Source organism: Kitasatospora sp. NPDC092039 (assembly GCF_044756065.1).
Lineage (GTDB): Bacteria > Actinomycetota > Actinomycetes > Streptomycetales > Streptomycetaceae > Kitasatospora.
In genome coordinates this window covers 201557-226377 of record NZ_JBIVSD010000012.1, presented here as the reverse complement: position 1 = coordinate 226377, position 24821 = coordinate 201557, and the positions used below count along the sequence as shown (strand labels likewise).

Annotated in this window: 24 protein-coding genes; 4 read left to right on the top strand and 20 right to left on the bottom strand. The window is 69.3% G+C overall.

The annotated features are described in order from the left end of the window. Positions 1-5 precede the first annotated feature (5 nt). From rpsC to ACIQI7_RS24020, 9 genes are all read right to left on the bottom strand, one after another. A complete protein-coding gene (gene rpsC / locus ACIQI7_RS24060; RefSeq protein WP_355253411.1) occupies positions 6-830 on the bottom strand; it encodes a 30S ribosomal protein S3 in 825 nt (274 codons plus the stop codon). Further along, positions 830-1177 (bottom strand): 50S ribosomal protein L22, encoded by a 348-nt coding sequence (gene rplV, locus ACIQI7_RS24055; protein WP_030280773.1) that lies wholly within the window; start codon positions 1175-1177, stop codon positions 830-832. The genes rpsC and rplV overlap by 1 nt, the downstream gene beginning before the upstream one ends. 82 nt (positions 1178-1259) lie before the next feature. Next, positions 1260-1541 (bottom strand): 30S ribosomal protein S19, encoded by a 282-nt coding sequence (gene rpsS / locus ACIQI7_RS24050; RefSeq protein WP_030280772.1) that lies wholly within the window; start codon positions 1539-1541, stop codon positions 1260-1262. 11 nt (positions 1542-1552) lie between these two features. Then, complete coding sequence (gene rplB, locus ACIQI7_RS24045; RefSeq protein WP_030232466.1) at positions 1553-2389, bottom strand: 50S ribosomal protein L2; 837 nt, start codon at positions 2387-2389, stop codon at positions 1553-1555. Between the two features lie 46 nt (positions 2390-2435). Then, positions 2436-2753 carry a 50S ribosomal protein L23 gene (gene rplW / locus ACIQI7_RS24040; protein WP_030280768.1) on the bottom strand — a complete coding sequence of 106 codons (318 nt, stop codon included), beginning with the start codon at positions 2751-2753 and terminating at the stop codon, positions 2436-2438. Continuing rightward, positions 2753-3430: a 50S ribosomal protein L4 gene (gene rplD, locus ACIQI7_RS24035; protein WP_097237486.1), complete on the bottom strand. Its 678-nt coding sequence runs from the start codon at positions 3428-3430 to the stop codon at positions 2753-2755. The genes rplW and rplD overlap by 1 nt, the downstream gene beginning before the upstream one ends. A gap of 5 nt (positions 3431-3435) precedes the next feature. Beyond that, positions 3436-4083, bottom strand: coding sequence for a 50S ribosomal protein L3 (gene rplC, locus ACIQI7_RS24030; protein WP_153460994.1), 648 nt, complete (start codon positions 4081-4083; stop codon positions 3436-3438). Between the two features lie 14 nt (positions 4084-4097). Continuing rightward, the gene (rpsJ, locus tag ACIQI7_RS24025) at positions 4098-4406 is read right to left on the bottom strand and encodes a 30S ribosomal protein S10 (RefSeq protein WP_012785157.1); all 309 of its coding nucleotides are present in this window, start codon (positions 4404-4406) and stop codon (positions 4098-4100) included. Positions 4407-4799: 393 nt separating this feature from the next. Then, positions 4800-6617, bottom strand: coding sequence for a hypothetical protein (locus ACIQI7_RS24020; RefSeq protein WP_401113187.1), 1818 nt, complete (start codon positions 6615-6617; stop codon positions 4800-4802). A gap of 286 nt (positions 6618-6903) precedes the next feature. On the opposite strand from ACIQI7_RS24020, the gene ACIQI7_RS24015 reads away from it, so the two are divergent. Beyond that, positions 6904-8658 carry a hypothetical protein gene (locus ACIQI7_RS24015; protein WP_401113185.1) on the top strand — a complete coding sequence of 585 codons (1755 nt, stop codon included), beginning with the start codon at positions 6904-6906 and terminating at the stop codon, positions 8656-8658. An 83-nt stretch (positions 8659-8741) separates the two neighbouring features. Here ACIQI7_RS24015 and ACIQI7_RS24010 read toward each other — a convergent pair whose 3' ends face one another. The 6 genes from ACIQI7_RS24010 to rfbB all read right to left on the bottom strand — a co-directional run bounded on the left by ACIQI7_RS24010 (position 8742) and on the right by rfbB (position 14048). Beyond that, positions 8742-9647 (bottom strand): glycosyltransferase family 2 protein, encoded by a 906-nt coding sequence (locus ACIQI7_RS24010; RefSeq protein ID WP_387756327.1) that lies wholly within the window; start codon positions 9645-9647, stop codon positions 8742-8744. A gap of 4 nt (positions 9648-9651) precedes the next feature. Further along, positions 9652-10050: a DUF2304 domain-containing protein gene (locus ACIQI7_RS24005; RefSeq protein WP_401113183.1), complete on the bottom strand. Its 399-nt coding sequence runs from the start codon at positions 10048-10050 to the stop codon at positions 9652-9654. After that, entirely contained in the window at positions 10047-10736 is a 690-nt protein-coding gene (locus ACIQI7_RS24000; RefSeq protein WP_392867362.1) for a glycosyltransferase family 2 protein, read from the bottom strand. Before ACIQI7_RS24000 ends, ACIQI7_RS24005 begins: the two co-directional genes overlap by 4 nt. A 68-nt stretch (positions 10737-10804) precedes the next feature. Next, positions 10805-12121 (bottom strand): lipopolysaccharide biosynthesis protein, encoded by a 1317-nt coding sequence (locus ACIQI7_RS23995; RefSeq protein WP_401113181.1) that lies wholly within the window; start codon positions 12119-12121, stop codon positions 10805-10807. A 17-nt stretch (positions 12122-12138) separates the two neighbouring features. Then, complete coding sequence (rfbD, locus tag ACIQI7_RS23990; RefSeq protein ID WP_401113180.1) at positions 12139-13074, bottom strand: dTDP-4-dehydrorhamnose reductase; 936 nt, start codon at positions 13072-13074, stop codon at positions 12139-12141. Next, complete coding sequence (gene rfbB / locus ACIQI7_RS23985) at positions 13071-14048, bottom strand: dTDP-glucose 4,6-dehydratase (RefSeq protein WP_387756318.1); 978 nt, start codon at positions 14046-14048, stop codon at positions 13071-13073. Before rfbB ends, rfbD begins: the two co-directional genes overlap by 4 nt. A gap of 81 nt (positions 14049-14129) precedes the next feature. Here rfbB and rfbA point away from each other — a divergent pair, with 81 nt between their 5' ends. From rfbA to ACIQI7_RS23970, 3 genes are all read left to right on the top strand, one after another. Next, on the top strand, positions 14130-15005 hold the full coding sequence (gene rfbA, locus ACIQI7_RS23980) for a glucose-1-phosphate thymidylyltransferase RfbA (RefSeq protein ID WP_401113177.1): 876 nt from the start codon (positions 14130-14132) through the stop codon (positions 15003-15005). After that, positions 15002-15598: a dTDP-4-dehydrorhamnose 3,5-epimerase gene (gene rfbC, locus ACIQI7_RS23975; RefSeq protein WP_401113176.1), complete on the top strand. Its 597-nt coding sequence runs from the start codon at positions 15002-15004 to the stop codon at positions 15596-15598. Before rfbA ends, rfbC begins: the two co-directional genes overlap by 4 nt. 214 nt (positions 15599-15812) lie before the next feature. Then, positions 15813-17003 (top strand): acyltransferase family protein, encoded by a 1191-nt coding sequence (locus ACIQI7_RS23970; protein WP_401113174.1) that lies wholly within the window; start codon positions 15813-15815, stop codon positions 17001-17003. A 39-nt stretch (positions 17004-17042) separates the two neighbouring features. Here ACIQI7_RS23970 and ACIQI7_RS23965 read toward each other — a convergent pair whose 3' ends face one another. The 5 genes from ACIQI7_RS23965 to fusA form a co-directional block, all read right to left on the bottom strand. After that, a complete protein-coding gene (locus ACIQI7_RS23965; RefSeq protein ID WP_401113173.1) occupies positions 17043-17495 on the bottom strand; it encodes a GtrA family protein in 453 nt (150 codons plus the stop codon). A 23-nt stretch (positions 17496-17518) separates the two neighbouring features. Continuing rightward, positions 17519-19774: a hypothetical protein gene (locus ACIQI7_RS23960; RefSeq protein WP_401113171.1), complete on the bottom strand. Its 2256-nt coding sequence runs from the start codon at positions 19772-19774 to the stop codon at positions 17519-17521. Between the two features lie 235 nt (positions 19775-20009). After that, positions 20010-21026, bottom strand: coding sequence for a glycosyltransferase family 2 protein (locus ACIQI7_RS23955; RefSeq protein ID WP_401113169.1), 1017 nt, complete (start codon positions 21024-21026; stop codon positions 20010-20012). A gap of 288 nt (positions 21027-21314) precedes the next feature. Beyond that, a complete protein-coding gene (gene tuf / locus ACIQI7_RS23950) occupies positions 21315-22508 on the bottom strand; it encodes an elongation factor Tu (protein ID WP_355253441.1) in 1194 nt (397 codons plus the stop codon). A 198-nt stretch (positions 22509-22706) separates the two neighbouring features. Next, on the bottom strand, positions 22707-24812 hold the full coding sequence (fusA, locus tag ACIQI7_RS23945) for an elongation factor G (RefSeq protein ID WP_387756307.1): 2106 nt from the start codon (positions 24810-24812) through the stop codon (positions 22707-22709). Positions 24813-24821: the final 9 nt, after the last annotated feature.

Here is a 24821-nt window from a genome sequence, read left to right as displayed (position 1 = left end):
TTGGGTCAGGCCTCCGTTCCGGTGTTCTCGGCAGCCGGAGCCTCGACGGCCGGGGCCGCGGGGGCCTCGGCAGCGGCGGGACGACGGCCACGGCCACCGCGCTCGCCACCGCGACGGTCGCCACCGCGGGCGGGACGACCACCCTCGGGACGGGCCGGGCGGTTGCCGGAGCGGGCAGCGGCGTTCTCAGCGCGGACCTCGGCGATGTTCTTGACGTCGCCCTTGTAGATCCAGACCTTCACGCCGATGCGGCCGAAGGTGGTCTTGGCCTCGAAGAAGCCGTAGTCGACGTTCGCACGCAGGGTGTGCAGCGGCACGCGACCCTCGCGGTAGAACTCCGAACGGCTCATCTCGGCGCCGCCGAGACGACCGGAGCACTGGACCTTGATGCCCTTGGCGCCGGACTTCATGGTGCCCTGCATCGACTTGCGCATGGCACGGCGGAAGGAGACGCGGGAGGACAGCTGCTCCGCGACGCCCTGAGCCACGAGCTGGGCGTCCAGCTCGGGGTTCTTGACCTCGAGGATGTTCAGCTGGACCTGCTTGCCGGTCAGCTTCTCGAGGTCGCCGCGGATGCGGTCGGCCTCGGTGCCACGGCGACCGATGACGATGCCGGGGCGGGCGGTGTGGATGTCGACGCGGACGCGGTCGCGGGTGCGCTCGATCTCGACCTTGGAGATGCCGGCGCGCTCCATGCCCTTCGTCATCATGCGACGAATGGCGACGTCTTCCTTGACGTAGTCCTTGTACAGCTTGTCGGCGTACCAGCGGGACTTGAAGTCCGTGCTGATGCCGAGGCGGAACCCGTGCGGGTTAACCTTCTGGCCCATTACCGGGTCCCTTCCTTGCTGCTGACGACCACGGTGATGTGGCTGGTCCGCTTGCGGATCCGGTAGGCGCGGCCCTGGGCACGCGGACGGAACCGCTTCAGGGTCGGGCCCTCGTCAACGTACGCCTCGGAGATGTAGAGGTCGTCCACGTTGGAGTGGTTGTAGTTGTGCGCGGCGTTGGCGATGGCGCTGTCGAGCACCTTGCCAACCGGCACGGTGGCGGCCTGCGGAGCGAAACGCAGGACGGCCTGGGCCTCCGTGGCATTCATGCCACGGATGAGGTCCACCACGCGGCGGGCCTTCATGGGCGTCACGCGGATGTACCGCGCCTGTGCCCTGGCTTCCATGGTTGTCCCCTTAATGGAGTAAGTCATTGAGTCTTTTTGGCGCGCAAGCTCAGCCCGTGGCCAGTGGCCACAGATGGGCCTTCTAGCGACGCTTCGACTTCCGGTCTTCCTTCACGTGGCCACGGAAGGTGCGGGTCGGAGCGAACTCGCCGAGCTTGTGGCCGACCATCGACTCGGTGACGAACACCGGGACGTGCTTACGGCCATCGTGAACCGCGATCGTGTGGCCGAGCATGCTCGGGGAGATCACGGAACGACGGGACCAGGTCTTGATGACGTTCTGGGTACCCGCCTCGTTCTGAGCGTCCACCTTCTTGATGAGGTGGCCGTCGATGAAGGGGCCCTTCTTAAGACTGCGCGGCATCTGACCTGCTCCTAGCGCTTCTTGTTGGTCTTGCGGCGGCGCACGATGAGCTTGTCCGACGCCTTGTTCGGGCGACGGGTACGGCCCTCGGGCTTACCCCACGGCGAGACCGGGTGGCGACCACCGGAGGTCTTACCCTCACCACCACCGTGCGGGTGGTCGATCGGGTTCATGGCGACACCACGCACGGTCGGGCGGACGCCCTTCCAGCGCATGCGGCCGGCCTTGCCCCAGTTGATGTTCGACTGCTCGGCGTTGCCGACCTCGCCGACGGTGGCGCGGCAGCGCGCGTCGACCAGGCGGATCTCACCGGAGGGCATGCGCAGGTGCGCCATCTTGCCCTCACGCGCCAGCAGCTGGATGCCGGAACCGGCCGAGCGGGCCAGCTTGGCACCGCCACCGGGACGCAGCTCCACCGCGTGGATGGTGGTACCGACCGGGATGTTGCGCAGCGGCAGGTTGTTGCCCGGCTTGATGTCGGCGCCAGCGCCGTTCTCGATCCGGTCACCCTGCGCGATGCCGCGCGGCGCGATGATGTAGCGCTTCTCGCCGTCCGCGTAGTGCAGGAGCGCGATGCGCGCGGTGCGGTTCGGGTCGTACTCGATGTGCGCGACCTTGGCCGGCACGCCGTCCTTGTCGTGACGACGGAAGTCGATCACGCGGTAGGCGCGCTTGTGACCGCCACCCTGGTGGCGAGCGGTGACACGACCGGCGTTGTTACGGCCGCCCTTGCTGTGCAGCGGGCGAACCAGCGACTTCTCCGGAGTGGACCGCGTGATTTCTACGAAGTCGGCCACGCTGGAGCCGCGACGGCCCGGCGTAGTCGGCTTGTACTTGCGGATGCCCATTTGGCTCTCTCGTCCTCGTCCTAATCGACGATCACGATCTCCCTGTTCAGGAGACCGGACCACCGAAGATGTCGATGCGGTTGCCCTCGGCCAGCGTCACGATGGCGCGCTTGGTGTCCTTGCGCTTGCCAAAGCCCGTCTTGGAGCGCTTGCGCTTGCCCTGACGGTTGATCGTGTTGACAGCCTCGACCTTGACCGAGAAGACCGCCTCGACGGCCTGCTTGATCTGGGTCTTGTTGGCGCCCGGCGACACGATGAACGTGTACTTGTTCTCGTCGAGAAGGCTGTAGCTCTTCTCGGAGATGACCGGCTTCACCAGGACGTCACGGGGGTCCGTGAACGTCTTGCTCGTAACGTCGCTCATCAGGCGGCGCTCCCTTCGAGCTCGCCCTCAGCGGCAACGGCCTTGGCGGACGCGGCCGGACCGGCCACGAAACGCTCGAAGGCGGCCTGGGTGAAGACCACATCGTCGGAGACGAGCACGTCGTAGGTGTTCAGCTGACCGGCGTCCAGGATGTGCACGTGCGGCAGGTTGCGAGCGGACTTCAGGCCCAGCTCGTCCTCGCGCTCGACGACCAGGAGGACGTTCTTGCGCTCGGTGATCTTGCCGAACAGGCTCTTGGCGGCCTTGGTCGACGGCGCCTCGGTCGCGGTCACGCCGGTGACGACGTGAATGCGGTTGTGGCGGGCCCGGTCGGTGAGCGCACCGCGCAGCGCGGCGGCGATCATCTTCTTCGGGGTCCGCTGCGAGTAGTCGCGCGGCACGGGACCGTGCACGACGCCACCGCCGGCGAACTGCGGCGCACGGGTCGAGCCCTGACGGGCGCGGCCGGTGCCCTTCTGGCGGTACGGCTTCTTGCCGCCACCGCGGACCTCGCCACGAGTCTTGGTCTTGTGGGTGCCCTGACGGGCCGCAGCGAGCTGCGCCACGACGACCTGGTGCATCAGCGGAACGCTGACCTTCGCGTCGAAGATCTCGGCCGGCAGCTCGATGCTGCCGGTCTTGTCGCCAGCCGGCGACAGGATGTCAATGGTGCTCATATCCTTCACAGCCCCTTCGCCGCGGTGCGGACGAGGACGAGGCCGCCGTTCGGGCCCGGGACGGCGCCCTTGATGAGCAGCAGACCCTTCTCCGCGTCGACCGCGTGCACGGTCAGGTTCTGGGTGGTCACACGCTCGTGGCCCATCCGACCAGCCATGCGCAGGCCCTTGAACACACGGCCCGGGGTGGCGCAGCCACCGATGGAACCGGGCGAGCGGTGCTTGCGCTGGGTGCCGTGACCGGCGCCGAGACCACGGAAGTTGTGGCGCTTCATGACACCGGCGAAGCCCTTGCCCTTGGAGGTGCCGGTCACGTCGACCTTGACACCCGCCTCGAACAGCTCGGCGGTGATCTCCTGGCCCAGGGTGTACTCGGACGCGTCCGAGGTACGGAGCTCGACCAGGTGACGGCGCGGGGTGACACCGGCCTTGGCGAAGTGGCCCGCGAGGGGCTTGTTCACCTTGCGGGGGTCGATCTCGCCGAAGCCGATCTGGACGGCGTCGTAGCCGGCCGGGCTGTCGGCGGTGTGGACCTGGGTCACGACATTCGGCCCAGCCTTGACGACGGTCACCGGAACGACCCGGTTGTTCTCGTCCCAGACCTGGGTCATGCCGAGCTTCTCGCCCAGGATGCCCTTAATCTGCTTAGCCATCTTCGGTGCGCCTCTCAGAGCTTGATCTCGATGTCGACGCCCGCCGGCAGGTCGAGACGCATCAGCGAGTCAACCGTCTTCGGCGTGGGGTCGAGGATGTCGATCAGACGCTTGTGAGTACGCATCTCGAAGTGCTCGCGCGAGTCCTTGTACTTGTGCGGCGAGCGGATGACGCAGTACACGTTCTTCTCAGTGGGCAGCGGCACCGGGCCTGCGACCTGCGCACCAGTACGGATCACCGTCTCGACGATCTTCTTCGCCGAGGAGTCGATGACCTCGTGGTCGTAGGCCTTGAGCCGGATGCGGATCTTCTGTCCCGCCATGGCTACTCAGTAGTCCTTTGTCCTTGGTTACTTCACGACTGCCCCTCCGACCCCCGCGCTCGGGCGTGTCGCACTCGCGCTTGCAAAAAACCGGCGAAGTACTTCGTCGGTTTCAAACTTTCGGGGTGGGGGGTGCCGGGCCGAGACCCCGCACACGCTTCCCGGAAGATTCCCGTACTTTCGCCCCGCAGCTGCCGTGGCGTAGAACTCACGCTTGACGGCCATCACGGGAACGACGAGTACATGGGACTCGCTTCCAGTCCTCCCGGCGGGAGGCGCGCAGCATCGGCACTCAACCGAGCAACTTGGACATACTGCCACATGGAGCAGCCCGGATGCCAATCGGGGCCGGTGAGGTGTTCCTCACCGGCCCCGATCGGGTGAAGCCCCTGGTCAGCCCTTGCGCCAGAGCACCCAGCCGCGCTCCTTGTTGTACTTCGCGATGTGCCAGCCCGGCTTCGGCTCCGGCCAGCTGGCCTCCGGCGGGGCCTCCTTGCGGGAGGACGTCGCCGCCAGGTACGCGGTGGCCTTCTCCGGCGGGGTGGAGCCGTCCTTCAGGTCGTCCGACCACACCCGGCCCCAGTAGACCTCGTACGCCATCGCCATCCGGGTGTCCCAGTCGAGGTCCATGTCCAGGACGACGTTGTCGCCCTTGCGCAGCCCGGCCTCCTTGGCCACGCCGACCGCCTGGTACTTGCGGGCCTTGACGTGCGGCTCGGAGACGTTGTCGGTGACGGCGATCGTCGCGTAGGCGGCGAACAGCGTCACGCAGGCCACCACCGCGGAGACCACCCGGCGCCCGCCGGCCACCCGCAGCAGCAGGCACGCGGCCAGCACCGCCAGCGCGCCGAAGCTCGTCCGGACCATGTGCAGGCCGTCCCAGGTCGACGCCAGGAACATCGCGTCCGGCACCGTCCACGGACTGACCCAGAGCTTCAGCTCGGCGCCCGCGTACGCGCCGACGGACAGCTGGATGGTCCCGATCACCGCCGTGCCGACCAGCGCCATCCACAGCAGCGCGCGGGCCCCGGCCCGCCACAGCGCGGCCAGGCCGACCACCAGGAACATCGGCACCAGCACCGCGCAGTACCGGGCGTACACCCAGTTGTCGGTCCGGTCGTTGTCCGCCAGCCCCGCCGCCGAGGCCAGCGCGGTGCCGAACAGCATGGCCACCATGGTGAAGGCCACCACCCGCTCGGGCACCGAGTACCGGCGGCGGAACACCACCACCACGCACAGCACGAAGGCGATCGCCCCGAAGCCGTACGTGGAGACCATGAAGTACCACAGCTGCCCGAAGGTGCGGGCGATGATCGTGCCGATGTAGTGGCTGTCCTCGAGGTTCTCGAAGACCTTGTTGCCGACGGCGCTCGGCGGCACATCCTTGAACCGGCTCTCGACGAAGCCGGTCAGCAGCTTCGCGCCCAGGTCCGAGACCCCGAGCGCGCCGACGCCGGCCAGCGAGGCGATTCGCGGCGCCCAGCCGAACAGCAGCACCACCACCAGGACCAGCGCGGTCAGCGCCACGACCACGCCGCCGCGGTCATGGGTGGCCATGGTGTAGCCGGCCGCCAGGCCCATCCCCACCGCGTACAGCGCCCGGCGGCGCGCCGACCCGGGCGACAGCCAGCCGTGCATCGCGAGCAGCCAGGCCAGCAGCAGCACCGGGAGCACGGTGTCGGACATGACGAACTGGGAGTAGAAGACCACCGGCGGCACCAGCGCCGCGGCGGTGCCCACCAGGTACGCCTGCGGCCGGGACAGGCCCACCCGGCGCGCCGCCGCCACGGCGAGCGGGAACACCAGCGCGTTGAGCAGCGCGTTGATGCCCATCACCAGGTGGTACGCGGTGGCCGGGTTGTCGGCGATCCGCAGCGCCGGCGAGATCAGCAGCGGGTACCCGCCGGGGATCACCACGCCGACCGGCATCTCGGTGGTCGGCCGGCCGGCCAGCACCCGAGCGATCACCAGGTAGGAGTCCTCGTCGGCGTGCACCGACGGGAAGTAGTTGTGGACGGACAGCACCAGGCGGAACGCCACCTGGCCGCCGTACCCGAGCAGCAGCGCCACCGGCCAGAACCAGCGGTGGGCGGCCAGCGCCCGCAGCCGGGGCGGCAGGACCGGGGCCCAGGTGTCCGGCGCGCTCCTGCCGCCGTCCTCACCCCGGCCCGGCCCGTCGGACGTGTGGGCAGAGTCGATCAGCGGCTGCACCGAGACACTTCCCTACTTGTGTGAGTAGACGATCCCGCCATGGGTCCGGACGGGCGCGCCACGGTTCCTGCCACCACTCGTCGAAGCGCATCGGCAGTGTGCCACGCGGTGATCGGCCGGAGCCAACGCGCTCCTCCCCTGCGGACGACAACGACCGGCTCGGGAACGGCGGTTCAGCCCCTGCGGATCCACCGACCGGGGTGCTGGCAGAATCGCAGTGTCCGGCCACCGAAATCACACACCGCCTCCGCACCGGATCGCTGCGGAAGAGCAGAAGGACCGAACAGTGACGACGAGCGTGCAGCCCGCCTCCACCCCGGGCATGCAGCAGGACATACCGTCCAGCCGAAAGAGACGGGCAGCCGCTCTGCGCCTCTCCGCCGCCCTCTGGACCGCGGAGATCCTGACCGCGGTCGCGGCGGCCCTGCTGATGACGGGCCTGGCGACGTCCATCGAGCTGAACCCGATGTCGAGGATCGGCCAGGTCAGCGGTCTCGCGGCGCTGCAGCTCCGGCTCCTGCTGCTGCTCGGCGTCGTCGTCCTGGTCCTGGTGCCGGCGATGCGCCGCTGGGCGGACACCCCGGTCCGGTTCGCCGCCGCGGCGGTCGCGGGCCTGTCCTCCGGCGTCCTGGCGGCCGGCGTCTCGCTCGCCCTGCGCGACACCAACTGGCCGCTGTACGCCCAGTCGGGTGACTCCGGCAGCCTCCAGGCCTGGGTCAACGCCCTGATGGAGGGCAAGCCCCTCGACGGCGCCTACCCGCCCATGTTCCCGCACATCGTCGCCTTCGTCGCCGAACACGTCACCCACGGGGACATCGGTTACGCCCTCAAGCTCGCCGACCTGCTGTTCGTCGCGCTGCTCGGCCCGCTCGCCTACCTGTCCTGGCGGCTGCTGCTGCCGCCGCTGTGGGCGCTCGGCATCGGCGTCACCGCCGCGCTGCCGATGGCACAGCCGTACAAGCCGTACACCACCTTCGTGCTCGTCGCCTTCCTCCCCGTGCTGGCGAAGCTGATGCAGCTCCTCCAGCGCGCCCCGGAGCTCCCGCGCCGCACCGCCGCCGTCCGCGGGGCCGTGCTCGGCCTCGGGATCGCGCTGCTCTTCCTCCTCTACTCCGGCTGGTTCGTGTGGTCCGCGGCCGGCGTGGTGGTGCTCACCGCAGTACTGCTGCTGCGTGCGCGCCGCGCCGGCGGGACCTCCGGCCTGCTCAACGCCCTGTCCGCGATCGGCGCCGCCGCCGGGGTCTTCCTGGCCGTCTCCTCCGTCTACCTGGTCCGGCTGCTCGGGTCCGCGGGTAGCACGGTCGACCGCTACTGCTACTTCGACACCTACACCGAGCCGACCTACTTCACGATGTGGCGCGACGACCTCCCCGGCACCGACGGCCAGAGCACCTGGCCGGTCCCCGGCGAGCTCGGCGGGGTCGGCCTCTTCACGATCCTGCTGCTGGTCGGTCTGGGCGTGGCGCTGGCCCTCGGGATCGGCCGGGCCGTCGTCCTGACCGCCGCCGCCTGCACCGCGAGCGCCCTGCTGATGCGCTACTGGTACGCCTCCCACATGGAGCGCGACCAGGCGGTCATGCTCTATCCGCGCACCAGCGCGCAACTGTTCTACTGCCTGCTGGTGCTGGTGGGCCTGGCGTGCTACCTGATCGCCCGCCGCCGGAACGCCGTCCCGGCCCCCGCCGCCGAGACGGCCGAGGAGTCCGGCCGCCGCCTCCCGCTGCGCCTCAACCCGCGCGCAGTGGCCATCGGCGCCGTCTGCGCCCTGGGCCTGCTCTTCGGCATGGCCGGCTCCGCCACCGCCAGCAAGTACATGCCCGACCCGCACGAGGGCACCGGCATGCTGGCCTGGATCTCGCAGACCACCGCCGACACCAAGGGGCACTGCTCCCGCTACGCGCCCAAGTGCGTCGACGCCCCGGGACTTCTGAACCCTTCGGACCCGAAGGTCGACCTCGGGAAACTGATCTGCCCGAAGGTCAACCCCTACCCGCGCAAGAACGGACTGCTCCCCGGGTTCTCCGCGGACCTGCCCGAGTGATCCTCGCCGAACCGCGAACGGCACTGGGCCGGTAGTCCGAGTTCGGACTACCGGCCCAGTGCCGTATCAGGACCTCCGAGCGGTCAGTGCCGCTCTCCCCCGGTCAGCGCGTGGCGGACCAGGACCTTGGCGCCGGCCCGCTGGCCGCGCTTCAGCGCGCCCGGCAGCATGGTCAGCGCGTGCAGGCGGGAGGCGCTGCGGAACCGGGCCGCCCGGGCGGCCTTCGGCCAGCCGCGGGCGTCCATCCGCTCGGCCACCGCGTTGAAGTACCGCTCCGCCTCGGTGAACCGGGTGCCGGAGAAGGCCTGCACCGAGGACTCGCTGACGGCGTGCCGGCGGTACTGGAAGACGACGGTGGTGTTGTCCACCATCATCTGCTCACCGCGCTCCAGCAGGTCGACGACCAGGGCCAGGTCCTGGATCACCGAGTACTCGTCGCGGAAGTTGACCGCGCGCAGCGCCTCGCCCCGCCAGCAGATCGACGGGAAGTAGAGCCAGTTGCCGCGCAGCACGCTCGCGGCCAGCTCCTCGCCGCCCATCAGCCGCCGGCCCTTGACGGTCGGCGCGTAGATCTTCTCCTTGACGTTGTCCGCCAGGCCGGACCGGCTGACCTCGCCGTTGCCGTCGATGACCTCGACGCCCGGCTGCACCATGCCCAGGTCCGGGTTGTCCTTGACGATCGCCCGGACGGTCTCCAGGTAGTGCGGGTGCAGCAGGTCGTCGCAGCCCATGATGACCACGTGGTCGGCCGTCGACAGCTCCACGCACTTCTGGAAGTTCTTGGTGATGCCGAGGTTCCGCTCGTTGCGCAGGTAGCTCACCCGGTCGTCGCCGAGCTCGGCGAACCAGCCCGGGACGTCCGGCTCCTTGCCGTCGTCGATGACGGTCAGCCGGAAGTCCCGGTCGGTCTGCGCGAGGATGCTCCGCACCGCGGCCTGCATCAGTGCCACGTCGCCGTAGTACGGCAGCATGAACTCGAAGGTCGCCACGGGATCAGGCCTTGCTGCGGTCGACCGGCGCCGAGACCGGCAGGTCCAGGTCGAAGCGCTCCTCGTTCAGGCGGGCGCCCTCGTTGATCGCCACGGTGCGCGCCAGGTCGGTGAGCTTCTTCTCCAGCGAGCGGAAGCGCAGGAAGGTGTTCAGGGTCAGGAAGCCCATCGCCAGCACCATCACGTACAGCACCAGGTCGGTGCCGCGGCCGACGCCGAGCTGGTGGGCCAGCCAGGTCACGTCGGTGGGACGCAGCACCGCGTAGATGTTCACGATCACGAAGACCGAGAACGCGATGCGCTTCCAGGCGCGGGTGTTGGCACGGTCCCAACGCCGGATGAACATGAAGGCGAGAGTGACCGAGCCGAGAATGAGAACCAGCTGGATCCAGAAGAATTTCATCGGCGGCTACGCTCCCGCAGCGAGATGTCGAAGATGATGTTGACGCCGTTGATCAGGGACTGACCCTTGGCGCGTGAGTAGTCGGTGTACAGGATGTCCACCGGGAGTTCGGCGACCCGGAGGTCCGAGCCGGCGAGGTAGCTGACGATCTCCGACGCGTGCGCCATGCCGTTCATGGTGATCCGCAGCCGGCCCGCGGCCTCGCGGTTCAGCACCCGCAGGCCGTTGTGGGCGTCGGTCAGCTTGAGCTTGCGAGCGGTCGGGCTGACGGTCGCCGCGGTGCGCAGGACGACCCGCTTGATCCACGGCACCTGCCCGTTCTGCTCGATGAAGCGCGAGCCGAGGACCACGTCCACGTCGCCCTCCCGCAGCAGGGCGACCATCTTCTCGACGTCGGCGGTCTGGTGCTGACCGTCCGCGTCGAAGGTGGCGAAGTACTTGGCGCCCGGCTGGGCCAGGGCGTAGGCGAGGCCGGTCTGGAGGGCGGCACCCTGGCCGAGGTTGACCGGGTGGCGCACCAGGTGCGCGCCCGTCTCCATGATGTGCTTGGCCGAGTCGTCGCCGCTGCCGTCATCGACCACCACGATGTTCGGGAACGTCTTTCGCGCCCCCTCCACAACGTCGGCGATCACCTGGCCCTCGTTGTAGGCCGGGATCACCAGCCAAACATCGTCGTACTGGGACACGGAGGCTCCATGAATGGGGTCTGGCCCGCGCTGCTGCGCGGCGATCTGAAGATGAGGGGCGGACACGGTCAGTCACCGGCCGTCCGGCTGCTCAACACCGCGGCGTCCGGGTCCCCCGCCTGCTGGACGGGGCCCGCGGAAATCGTCGCCGAACGGGCGAAACTCTGCCTCAGGACCGCCAGCATACCGAGGACGGTGGCCACGGAACCCGCCGTGTACGCAAGGATCACGCGGGTGGACACCTCGCCGGGCAGGAAGGTCACCCCGGCGAGGACCGCGGTGCCGACCGCCCAGCAGAGCAGCTGCAGGTTGTGCCGCTTGAATACCATCAGCGCCTGGCCGAGCACCATCGCGAACATGTACGCCACGGTTCCGGCGGACAACCAGAAGAAGTCGAGGCAGCCGAGCACCGGCTTGGCGCCGAACAGTACCTGGATGAGCCACGGGCCGAGGGCGACCGCCGGGATCCCGCCGAGCAGGCCCAGCGCGCCCACCACGGCGCCGATCTTCTTGAGCATCCCGGTGAAGGCGGCCCGGTCCCCGACCGCGATCGCGGCGGAGAGGCCGTTCAGCAGCGAGGCCTGGAGCGAACCGAAGACGAACAGCGGCACCCGGGCCAGCACCAGCGCGTTGAGCAGGGCGGCGATCAGCGCGGAGTCGGAGGGCGCGAGCAGCTTGGTGCTCACCACGGCCGCGTTCACCACGACCTGCGAGAGCAGCGTCGAGCAGATCAACAGGCCCAGCCCGGAGCAGAGTTCGGACCAGCCGACCTGCTCGCCGGGCTTCACCGCGCGCAGCAGCGGCGGCAGGGTGACGATCGTGGCGAGGATCGGCGAGACGGCCAGGATCAGGCTGAACGCGAGCGCCGAGTGCACCCCGGCCACGCCGAAGGCGAAGGCCAGGCCGATCCGCAGGCCGCCGTCCAGGCCGAGCTGGGTGCCGTACGCGCCGAAGCGGCCGAGGCCGGCCAGCACGCCGCGGGTGAGGTAGCAGACGGCCATGCCGGTGAAGGCCCCGCCGAGCGCCAGCACCAGCGAGCGGTCGCCGTGGAACATCGACCGGGCGATCGGGCCGGAGGCGGCGCCGAGGACGGCCAGGGTCGCCGCGAGGATCCCGCCGGTGAGCAGGGTCGCCCGGCGCAGCACCGGCGCGGCGCCGTGGCCGAGCGCGGCGCGGGCGGCGACGATCCGGGTGAGCTCCTGCTCGATCGGGAAGAAGACGCCGATGCCGACGGACATCACGATCGTCCACAGCAGGGAGACGTTCGCCATGTCGTCGACGGACAGGCTGTGGCCCGCCACCCCGAGGTGGATGTAGGAGGCGGCGCCCAGGACGACGGTGCCGCCGGCCACCGCCAGGGTTCCCGGCGGTAGCGCGGCAGCCACCTTCGTCAGTGCTTTCTTCACTGAGGTCTGTCGCTCTCGGTGCTCCGGGCCGTGGCGGCCAGTTCGGCGAAGACGGGCCGGGCGAGGGCCTCGGCCAGCATGGCCCGCCACTCGGGCAGCGGCGCCAGTCCGGCGGCGGCCCAGCGGTCGTGGGCCAGCACGCTGAAGGCCGGTCGGGCGGCCGGGCGGACGAAGGCCTCCGACGTGGTCGGGCGGATCCGCTCCGGGTCCAGCCCGCTCAGCGCGTAGCTCTCGCGGGCCAGTCCGCACCAGGTGGTGCGGCCGCTCGCGGTGCCGTGGTAGACCCCGGCCGGGGCCCGCCCGGCGAGCGCGGCCCGGCCGAGCTCGACCAGGCGGCCGGCCAGCGCGTACGACCAGGTCGGCTGCCCGTGCTGGTCGTCCACCACGTCCAGGGTGTCCCGCTGGGCGGCGAGCTTGAGCATGGTGGCCACGAAGTTCGGGCCGTGCTCGCCGTACAGCCAGGCGGTGCGCACGACGTAGCCGTGCTCGGGGAGCAGTTCGGCGACCGCCCGCTCCCCCACCAGCTTGCCGCGGCCGTACGCGTTCACCGGCGCGGTCGGGGCGTCCTCCGGGCAGGGCTCGGTGGCGTCGCCCGGCAGGACGTAGTCGGTGGAGACGTGCAGCAGTCGCGCGCCGCTCTTGGCGCAGGCCGCGGCCAGGTGGCGCACACCGGTGCCGTTGACGGCGGTGGCGGCGTCCTCCTCGGTCTCCGCCGCGTCGACGTTCGTCCACGCGGCGCAGTTGACCACGATGTCGTGGCCCTCGACGGCGGCCTGGACGGCCGCCGCGTCGGTGATGTCGAGGTCCGCCCGGCGCAGCGCGGTGATCTCGGCGGTCGCGTCGGCGCCCAGCACCGACAGCAGGTCCCGTCCGAGCATCCCGGCCGCGCCGGTGACCAGCCAGCGCACGGGCGCGGCGGCGTTCGCGGTCACTTGGCCAGGGCCGCCTTCTGCTTCAGCGGCTCCCACCAGGCGCGGTTCTCGCGGTACCACGCGATGGTCGCGGCGAGGCCGTCCTCGAAGCGGACCTGCGGCTCGTAGCCGAGCTCCTCACGGATCTTGCTGATGTCGATCGAGTAGCGGAGGTCGTGGCCCTTGCGGTCCTCGACGTGCTCGACCATGTCCCAGCCGGCGCCGGCGGCCTCGAGCAGCAGGCCGGTCAGCTCCTTGTTGGTGGCCTCGGTGCCGCCGCCGATGTTGTAGACCTCGCCGGCCCGGCCGCCGCGCATGACCAGCTCGATGCCCCGGCAGTGGTCCGAGACGTGCAGCCAGTCGCGGATGTTGCCACCGTCGCCGTACAGCGGCACCTTCTTGCCGTCGATCAGGTTGGTGGTGAACAGCGGGATGACCTTCTCCGGGAACTGGTAGTGCCCGTAGTTGTTGGAGCAGCGGGTCACCACGACGTCCATGCCGTGGGTGCGGTGGTAGGCCAGCGCCAGCAGGTCGGAGGAGGCCTTGGAGGCCGAGTACGGCGAGTTCGGCTCCAGCGGCCAGGTCTCGGTCCAGGAGCCCTCGTTGATCGAGCCGTACACCTCGTCGGTGGAGATGTGCACGAAGCGGCCGACGCCGTGCTTGCGGGCCGCGTCGAGCAGCACCTGGGTGCCCACGACGTTGGTCAGCACGAACGGGCCCGCACCGGCGATCGACCGGTCCACGTGGGACTCGGCGGCGAAGTGCACCACCACGTCGTGGCCAGGCATGACCTGGTCGACGGCGTCCGCGTCGCAGATGTCGCCCTGGACGAAGGCGTAGCCCTTGTGGTCTGCCACCGGGGCCAGGTTCTCCAGGACACCCGAGTAGGTGAGCTTGTCAAAGACCGTGATCCGGGCGTTCTCGTCAGCTCCCAGGAGCTGACGGACGAACTCCGAACCGATGAATCCGGCGCCGCCGGTCACGAGGATGCGCATAATGCGCGTAGTCTACCGCCGCCCGAACGCCCTCCCGACCCGGCCCCTCCCGCGTTCACGGTTCTCGAATAGGGTGCACCCATGCGTGGAATCCTCCTGGCCGGCGGCACCGGCTCGCGGCTGTGGCCCCTGACCCGTGCGGTGTCGAAGCAGCTCCTCCCGGTCTTCGACAAGCCGATGATCTACTACCCCCTCTCGACCCTGGTGATGGCCGGGATAAGCGAAATCCTGATCATCACCACCCCGAACGACCGGGACCAGTTCGAACGGCTGCTGGGCGACGGTTCCCAGTTCGGCCTGAAGCTCCAGTACGCCGTCCAGGAGAAGCCCGAGGGCATCGCCCAGGCCTTCGTGCTCGGCGCGGACTTCATCGGCGACGAGCCGGTGGCCCTGATCCTCGGCGACAACATCTTCCACGGCACCGGCCTGGGCACCGCGCTCACCGAGCACTCCGACATCAAGGGCGGCCGGGTCTTCGCGTACCCGGTGGCCGACCCGACCGCGTACGGCGTGGTCGAGTTCGACGGGAACGGCCAGGTCCTCTCCATCGAGGAGAAGCCGGCCGAGCCCAAGTCCCGTTACGCCGTCCCCGGCCTGTACTTCTACGACAACCGGGTCGTCGAGATCGCCCGCAACCTGCAGCCGAGCGCCCGCGGCGAGCTGGAGATCACCGCCGTCAACGACGCCTACCTGCAGACCGGCGACCTGCACGTGACGATCCTCGACCGCGGCACCGCCTGGCTGGACACCGGCACGTTCGTGTCGATGGTCCAGGCCTCGGAGTTCGTCCGGGTCATCGAGGAGCGCCAGGGCTTCAAGATCGGCTGCATCGAGGAGGCCGTCTGGCGGGCCGGGCTGATCAACGACGTCCAGCTGCGCGAGCTCGCCGAGCCGCTGCTGAAGAGCGGCTACGGCCAGTACCTGCTGGGCCTGCTCGAAGAGGAGGCCGCCCGGTGAAGTTCCGTGAGCTCTCCATCGAGGGCGCCTTCGAGATCACTCCGCAGGTGCACGGCGACGCCCGTGGCCACTTCACCGAGTGGTACCGCTTCGACCGCCTGGCCGAGGTCGTCGGCCACCCGCTGAACCTGGCCCAGGCGAACCTGTCGCTCTCCGCCAAGGACGTCGTCCGCGGCATCCACTTCGCCGACGTCCCGCCCGGCCAGGCCAAGTACGTGGCCTGCACCCGCGGCGCGGTGCTGGACGTCATCGTCGACCTGCGGGTCGGCTCGCCGAACTTCGGCAAGTGGGAGTTCGTCCGGCTGGACGACACCGAGCGCAAGGCCGTCTACATCCCCGAGGGCCTCGGCCACGGCTTCTGCGCCCTGACCGACGACGCCACGCTGACCTACCTCTGCTCGGCGACGTACAACCCGACCGGCGAGCACGGCGTGCACCCGCTGGACCCGGAGCTCGGCATCGAGTGGCCGACCGACGCCCCGCAGCTGTCGGCCCGCGACGCGGTCGCGCCCTCCCTCGCGGAGGCGCTCGCCGGCGGCCTGCTGCCGGACTACCAGGCCTGCAAGGCCTACACGGACTCGCTCAAGCGGTAGCAGCGCGGCCCGGTCGGCCGAGGGGGCGAGCGCAGGCGAGTCCGTCCCCTCGGCCGTTCTCCCTGCCCCCATCACAGGCCCATTCCCAGGCCGCTCCCCAGCCGGCCGGAACGGACGGACCATGACCCACCATGCGGGACGCTCACACGGCATACGCGGGGGCGTCGACACCCGACGCCCTGCGTGGCTGAGGGGAGGCAGTCTGTCCGGCCGGGTGAACAGCTTCGGCGCGATCCGGACGACCCTCGCGGTAGCCGTCGTCTACTCGCACGCCTACCCGCTCGGATTCGGCCGGCCCGCTCCGCTCTCCCACTTCAGCGGTGGCCAGATCGACCTCGGGCGGCTCGCGGTGGTCGGCTTCTTCGCACTGTCCGGGTTCATGATCACCGGAAGTGCCGTGCGCAGCACGGCCGGCCGGTACTCCTGGCACCGCGCCCTGCGCATCCTGCCCGGGCTCTGGGCCTCGCTCCTGGTCTGCGTCCTGCTGGTGGCACCCGCCCTGTACTACCGGACCCACGGCTCGCTCACCGGCTACTGGTCGCACCCGCACGGGCCGCTGAACTACCTGGCGGGCGCCTGGAACGCCTCGCTCTCGACCGGGTTCGACATCTCGAACGTCATCGACGACGGCATGCGGGCCGGCACCAACCACGACCCCGGGATCAACGGCTCCCTCTGGTCGCTCGACTACGAGATGCTCTGCTACGTCATGATGGGCCTGCTGGCCGCCGGCGGGGTGCTGCTGCGCGCGAAGAGGACGGTGCCGCTGCTGACCCTGGTCGGCTGGATCCTGATCTTCGAGGACTGGCGGTCGACCCCCGGCTTCGTCAACAACCCGCACAGCATGGGCTTCTACCTCCACGTGCCGGTCTTCGGCCAGGTCTACACGCAGTACTTCGTCTACTTGTCGTTCGTCTTCCTGCTCGGCGCCACGGTGCAGCTGTACAAGGAGCGGATCCCGATCAACGCCGGGCTCGCGCTGCTGTCGGTCGTCGTGCTGGTCGCCAGCATGCGCTACGGCGGTCTGTTCGCGTTCGGTTACCCGGCCTTCGCATACCTGCTCTTCTGGCTGGCGGTCCGGCTGCCCAGGCCGTTCCAACGGATCGGCGTCAAGCGGGACTTCTCCTACGGCATCTACGTGTACGGCTTCACCGTGGAGCAGGCCGTCGCCGCAGTCGGCGGCAACGCGTACGGCATGAAGGTCTACCTCCTGCTGTCCCTCGCCGGGACGGTCGTCCTTGCCGCGCTCTCCTGGTACCTGGTCGAGAAGCCCGCGCTGAAGGCGAAGGACTGGACGCCGCGGCCGGTGCGCGCGCTGGCCGAACGCCGGGCCTCCAAGGTCGCCGTCCCGACCTCGGCCGAGCAGGCCGCGGAGTCCGTCAGGGCCGCGGTCCCCGCGCCCTGATCCCGCACGGACGTCAGGCCCAGGTGGCCCGGTTCTCCCTCAACGGGTCCTGAAGACCCACAGCTTGAGGAGGACGAACCGGGCCACCGTCGCGAGGCCGTTCGCCACGACCAGGCCGGCGACCTCGACCATCCGCGAGGCGTGCGGCGCGAAGTGGGCCAGCAGCGCGAGCGCGCCGCTGCTCAGGCCCAGACCGATCATGAACGCGACGGCGCCCTGGAGCTGCTGGCGCACCGCGCCCTGCGAGCCGGTGATGCCGAAGGTGAAGCGCCGGTTGGCCGCGGTGTTGGCGACCGCGCTCACCGCCATGGCGATCAGGTTGGCCGCCTGCGGGTCGACGACATGGCGGGCCACCACGTACAGGCCGAGGCAGAAGAGCGTGCTGAGCACGCCGATGACCACGAACGACGGCAGCTGCCGCTTGGTGGTGCCGGCCGTCGCGGCCGCCGGGCCGTCGGGTGCCGGCGCCGGCGCGTTGTCGGTGGAGATCATGGTCCGCTGCTTCGTTCGTCGGGTCAGGAGAGCTCGTACACAGCCACCCGGCCATTGTCGAACACCGGCTTGGCGAAGTTCCTCAGCTGTGGCGACTCGGCCCCCGCCATCCGCTGGACCACGAGGTAGCGGACCTTGTGCTCACGGTGCAGCCGGTTCAGGACGTCCGGCGTCGGCGCGTAGAACGCGGCTTCGTTGAGCTGGAACAGCTCGGTGTCCCAGAACGGCGAACCGGAGGCCGACGACCCGTTCGAGCTGGACATCAGTCTCGGTGCGTACGCCCAGCCCTCGATGAGGACCGACCGCTCCGAATAGGCGCCGAGCCAGTGCGAACGGTAGTTGGCGCACGGCAGACCGTCCGCGTAGTCCTCGTACTGCCAGCAGTGGCTGTTCGTCGCCAGGATGTCCGAGGGCGCACTGTGCGAGCGGATCCAGCGCGCGGCGTTCACCTGGCTCGCGGGCATCACCCAACTGCCGTCCCAGGGGGACTCATGGGCCTGGATGGCGTCGAGGGCGAGGCCCGGGGTGCCGAGCGTCAGTCCGGCGGTGAGCAGGACGATCCCGCCCCGGCGCCGCAGGCCGCGCGCCGTCCTGGAGAACAGGCGCCAGAGCAGCCCCACGAGCACCGCCAGTACCGCGAACGCGGCCGCCACGCTCAGCGCCGGCAGCAGCGGCGTGTACGACTCGGTGCCGGTGCCGTCCCCGGTGTGCTCGCGCAGGAAGGCCTCCCAGTCCGCCGAGTACCGGTACGAGAGCCACGTGAACAGCCCGGTCAGGGCCACCGCGCCGACGGCCAGGGCGGACTTGGCGGCCCTGGGCAGCGTGGCCCGTTCGAAGGCCTCGCAGTACCCCCAGGCGGACAGCACCGCTCCGAAGGGCATCGCGGAGATGGTGAAGTAGCTGGCGTTGTAGCCGTTGACCATCAGATAGGCCGCCGGACCGGCGACCACCGCGCCGAGCAGGAACCACTGCTCCGCGTTCAGCCGGAGCCTGCGCCGCCACAGCAGCGGCACCGCGCCCAGCAGCTTGATCTGGTGGTTCAGGAAGAAGGCGATCAGGACGACCGCGACCAGACCGCCCTGAAGCAGCACCGGACGGCCCTCCAGGGGTTCGGCCCAGTACTTCTGGATGTTGCCGAAGGGGAGGACCTCGAGGCCGTAACTCTCGAAGTCGAAGATCACCGCCGTCGCGAAGAGCTGGGCCCCCGCGATGACCGCACCCAGCCCGACGACCGTCCAGGGGATGCGCCGGGTCCTGATCAGGACCGCCAGGCCGGCGACGGCCAGGCCCGCGAGTGCCACCGGGAGGGTGCTCGCCTTGGCCGCGCTGGAGGCGGTCGCGAACATCGCCGTCAGGACGAAGGCTCCCCTCCCGAACTCCGGCGCGCCGGACGGCCCGTCCGCGTCTCCCGGACCGACCCTGCGGAGCCTGTCGGCGACCACGCCGACCAGCGCGATCAACAGTGGCTGGCTGTACGTCAGCGACATGCTCGACCAGGACATCAACCGGATGGCCGGCGCGCCGAAGGTCCAGCTCATCACGGTGTTCGGGTAGACCGCGGTGAACTCCCCGACCGCGAAGAGCAGCAGCGCGGCGAGCGGGCCGGCCCATGCCCGACCGGTGATCCGCTGGGCCACCACGGCCGTGATCAGCGCGCCGAGCGCGACGAACGCGGGGACGAGCAGCCTGGTCTCGACCACCGGCAGGTCGATGTGGCCGACCATGTCGGTCATCGCCATGTGCGCGAACGTGAACCAGTGGTAGTGGAGTGGTTCCCCCGCCACCTGCGGCAAGGTCAGCGGCACGTGCTGCTTGGCGTTGGCCGCCAGCGACAGCATGTACGGCATGTCGCCGAACAGCCGTGACTTCTCGTCCGTCGCCAGGACCGGGAACTTCGACAGGAAGACCAGGTAGTAGTAAAGGCTGGTCAGGCCCACCAGCCCGGCCATCGACCAGGAGAGGCCGAGGGATTGCCGCCGGTAACCGCCGACGCGCCAGTGCCGGCGCAGGGCCGGGACGAGTGCGAACGGGACGACCACGGCGAGCGGCCACCCGACCGCCACCGACTGGAGGCCCGCGCCGACGAGGACCGCCCACGCCGCCAGCTCCAGCACCAGCCCGGTCACCGCGCCGAAGACGAGGTCCTCCAGCAGGGTGTGCGGACGCCTGCGCAGGGCCCGGAAGACCAGGGTGCCCGGAAGCACCACGCCCCAGCCCGCGTAGAAGGTGTACCGGGCGACGTCGCCGACCCTGGTGTCCGCGGCCAGCAGCAGTCCCACCAGGAACAGGTACGCGCAGACTGCGGGGAGGAACCGCCAGAAGGCGCGGGCCCCGGGTCCCCCGTCCGCCGCGCCGCCGGACGGCGCCGGGACACCCGGACGTTCTCCGGTGGCCGGCGCTCCAGTCGCAGTGCTGTTCGTATGCATGGTGTCCGTTCTCTCGTCCAAGCTCACAGCCCGCGGCACGGCCCGGAGGCCGACGGCGGTCTGTCGACCGGCGGCGGAACGACTCCGGTCAGCCCGTGCAGGAGGCGCTGCGACGAGCCGTCGCGGGGTCGGGCCCCTCCGCCGAGTCGTAGCCGACGAAGTAGGCCGGCCTGGCCTGGGCCGCCGAGTAGATGCGGCCGACGTACTCGCCCAGGAGGCCCATGCAGACGAGCTGCACCGCGCCGAGGAACAGCATGCCCATGAACAGCGAGGACCAGCCGGGGACGGTCTTGTCCAATGCGTACATGACCACGGTGTAGACGCCGAGGGCGAAGCAGAGCAGGAAGCTCAGCAGCCCGAGCCAGGTGGCGAGCCGCAGCGGACTCGCGGAGAAGTTGGTGACACTGTCGACGGCGAGGCGGACCATCTTGGACAGCGGGTAGTGGGTCGCGCCCGCGACCCGCTCCTCGCGCACGTAGACGACCTCGCCGCTCGGGAAGCCGAGCCACGGTACCAGCAGCCGGTAGACCGGCTGGTGCTCGGGCATCGCCTTGAGGGCGTTCACCGCCGCACGGCTGAGCAACCGGAAGTCGCCGGCCTGGTTGGGCATCTTCTTGCCGACGAGCTTGCGCATCAGCCAGTAGTAGGCGCCGGCGGTGCGGCGCTTGAAGATCGTGTCGGTGCCGCGGTCGCCGCGCACGCCGTAGACGATGTCGAGGTCCTGCTCCCGCGCGAGCGAGAGCATCTCGGGGATCTTCTCCGGCGGGTCCTGGAGGTCGGCGTCGATGGAGACGACGTAGTCGCCGAAGGCGCGGTGGATGCCGGCGGTGAGGGCGGCCTGGTGCCCGGAGTTGCGGGCGAACCGGACGATCCGGAACTCCGGCCAGTCCTGGTGGATCTTCTGCATCAGCACCGGGGTGGCGTCCGTGCTTCCGTCGTCGATGCCGACCACTTCGTACGTGATCCCCAGGCCGTCGAGGATCGGGCGCAGGCGCCGCACGGTCAGCGGCAGCGCCTCCTGCTCGTTGTAGATCGGCATGACGACCGACAACAGCGGCGCCGGCTCCCCGGTCCGCCCGACTCCCTGCTCCACTGCGTTGAGCATCCTTTTCGCCTGTCCCCATGTAATCCGAAAGCGGTTGGGAGGCATGGACCGCCGGGTCGTCCCACCGGCCGGAATCCTTCCCCCTCCGTACCCTGAGCATCGCGGACGGCGGCGGGGGAGAGCCAATGAGCGGCAGGATAGCAGCCCATTCTAAGGGCACTCTCAACGGACCTGTTACCTGATCTCCGTCGATTCGATACCCCGACACGCCGCAGGGCCTCGCGCACCAGGAGTGCGCGGGGCCCTGCGGACTGAGCCTGTACGAGGCAGGCAGGTCAGAACGTCAGATTACTTGACGATCTTGGTGACCTGGCCGGCGCCGACGGTGCGGCCACCCTCACGGATGGCGAACTTGAGGCCCTCCTCCATGGCGACGGGCTGGATCAGCGCGACGGTCATGGCGGTGTTGTCGCCCGGCATGACCATCTCGGTGCCCTCGGGGAGGGTCACGACGCCGGTCACGTCCGTGGTACGGAAGTAGAACTGCGGGCGGTAGTTGTTGAAGAACGGGGTGTGGCGGCCACCCTCGTCCTTCGACAGGATGTAGGCCTGGGCCTCGAAGTCGGTGTGCGGCGTAACCGAACCCGGCTTGATGATGACCTGGCCGCGCTCGACGTCCTCGCGCTTGATGCCGCGGAGCAGCAGACCGACGTTCTCACCGGCCTGGCCCTCGTCGAGCAGCTTGCGGAACATCTCGATGCCGGTGACCGTGGTGGTGGTCTTGGTCTCCTTGATGCCGATGATGTCGACAGTCTCGTTGACCTTGAGGATGCCACGCTCGATACGACCGGTGACGACGGTGCCACGACCGGTGATCGTGAAGACGTCCTCGATCGGCATCAGGAACGGCTGGTCGACGGCGCGGGCCGGGGTCGGGATGGCCTCGTCGACGGCGTGCATCAGGCCGAGGAGCTTCTCGCCCCACTCCTTGTCGCCCTCCAGCGCCTTCAGCGCGGAGACGCGGACGACCGGCAGGTCGTCGCCCGGGAACTCGTACTCGGAGAGCAGCTCGCGGACCTCGAGCTCGACGAGCTCCAGGATCTCCTCGTCGTCCACCATGTCGGCCTTGTTCAGGGCGACGACGATGTAGGGGACGCCGACCTGGCGGGCCAGGAGGACGTGCTCCTTGGTCTGCGGCATCGGGCCGTCGGTGGCGGCGACCACCAGGATGGCGCCGTCCATCTGGGCGGCACCGGTGATCATGTTCTTGATGTAGTCGGCGTGACCCGGGCAGTCGACGTGGGCGTAGTGGCGCGCCTCGGTCTGGTACTCGACGTGCGCGATGGAGATGGTGATACCGCGCTGCCGCTCCTCCGGCGCCTTGTCGATCTGGTCGAACGGCGTGAAGGGGTTGATCTCCGGGTACGCGTCGTGCAGCACCTTGGTGATGGCCGCGGTCAGCGTGGTCTTACCGTGGTCGATGTGACCGATGGTGCCGATGTTGACGTGGGGCTTCGTCCGCTCGAACTTCGCCTTCGCCACTGAGTCCTCCTGAGGACAGTTCCTGTACGCCGTGCTGACGTCAGTTGGTCTGAAATCGGTTTTGGTGCGGGTTGTCCGGAGGACATCCCGTGCCGTCCCGCTGGTGGGGGGCCGGAGGCCCCGGGAGGATCCGACCGGATCCTCCCGGGTTGCCTCCTAATAGCCTAAGGCTTCGCTATCGTCCCGATTATCGGGACGTCACTCGCCCTTGGCCTTGGCGATGATGTCGTCCGCCACGTTCTTCGGAACCTCGGCGTACGAGTCGAACTGCATCGAGTAGCTCGCGCGACCAGAGGTCTTGCTGCGCAGGTCACCGACGTAGCCGAACATCTCGGAGAGGGGCACCAGCGCCGAGACGACGCGGGCACCGTGACGCTCGTCCATGGACCGGATCTGGCCACGGCGAGAGTTGATGTCGCCGATCACGTCGCCCATGTAGTCCTCGGGCGTGGTGACCTCGACGGCCATCATCGGCTCGAGGAGGACCGGCTTGGCCTTCTTCGCGCCTTCCTTGAAGGCCATCGAACCGGCGATCTTGAACGCGAGCTCGGAGGAGTCGACGTCGTGCGCCTGGCCGTCCAGCAGCTTCACGCGGACACCCTGCAGCGGGTAGCCGGCGAGGATGCCGAACTCCATGGCCTCCTGGCAACCGGCGTCGACCGACGGGATGTACTCGCGCGGAACGCGGCCACCGGTGACCTGGTTGACGAACTCGTAGCCCTCGGCCTGCTCGAGCGGCTCGATCGCGATCTGCACCTTGGCGAACTGACCGGAACCACCGGTCTGCTTCTTGTGGGTGTAGTCGATGCGCTCGACCGCCTGGCGGATGGTCTCGCGGTACGCGACCTGCGGCTTGCCGACGTTGGCCTCGACCTTGAACTCACGGCGCATACGGTCGACCAGCACCTCGAGGTGCAGCTCGCCCATACCCGCGATGATGGTCTGGCCGGTCTCCTCGTCCGTGTTGACCTGGAAGGACGGGTCCTCCTCGGCGAGACGCTGGATGGCGACACCCAGCTTCTCCTGGTCACCCTTGGACTTGGGCTCGATCGCGACGCGGATGACCGGGGCCGGGAAGTCCATGGACTCCAGGATGACCGGGTTCTTCTCGTCGGACAGCGTCTCACCGGTGGTGGTCTGCTTCAGGCCCATGACGGCGATGATGTCGCCGGCGCCCACCGAGTCGATCTCCTCACGCTTGTTCGCGTGCATGCGGTAGATCTTGCCGATGCGCTCCTTCTTGCCCTTCACGGCGTTCAGCACCGAGGTGCCGGACTCCAGGCGGCCCGAGTAGACCCGGACGAAGGTGAGCTTGCCGAGGTGCGGGTCCGACATGATCTTGAACGCGAGCGCGGCGAGCGGCTCGTCGTCCGAGGCCTTGCGGGAGATCTTGACGGTGTCGTCGCCCGGCTTGGTGCCCTCGATGGACTCGATGTCCAGCGGGGACGGCAGGTACTTGACGACCGCGTCGAGCAGGGGCTGGACGCCCTTGTTCTTGAAGGCGGTACCGCAGAAGATCGGGGTGAAGTCCGAGTTCAGGGTGCCCTTGCGGATCGCGTCCTGCAGCAGCTCGACCGGGATCTCCTCGCCCTCGAGGGCGAGCTCCATGATCTCGTCGCTGACGTTCGAGACCGTGTCGATGAGCGCCTCGCGGTACTCGTCGGCCTGCTCCTGCAGGTCGGCCGGGATGTCGACGACGTCGTACATCTCGCCCTTGGCGGCCTCGGCGGACCAGACCAGGGCCTTCATGCGGACCAGGTCGACAACGCCCTGGAAGTCCGACTCGGCACCGATCGGGAGCTGCATGACCAGCGGGGTGGCGCCGAGGCGGTCCACGATGGTCTGGACGCAGAAGAAGAAGTTCGCGCCCGTGCGGTCCAGCTTGTTGATGAAGCAGATGCGCGGGACGCCGTAGCGGTCAGCCTGCCGCCACACGGTCTCGGACTGGGGCTCGACACCGGCGACACCGTCGAACACCGTCACGGCACCGTCGAGGACGCGCAGCGAACGCTCCACCTCGACGGTGAAGTCGACGTGACCCGGGGTGTCGATGATGTTGATGGTGTTGTCGACGCCGTCGACGGTCCAGTGACAGGTCGTCGCGGCCGACGTGATCGTGATGCCGCGCTCCTGCTCCTGCTCCATCCAGTCCATGGTGGCAGCGCCATCGTGGACCTCACCGATCTTGTACGAGACACCGGTGTAGAACAGGATCCGCTCGGTGGTGGTGGTCTTGCCCGCGTCGATGTGCGCCATGATCCCGATGTTGCGGACCCTGGCGAGGTCAAGGGAGGTTGCAGCCATGGTGGCTCG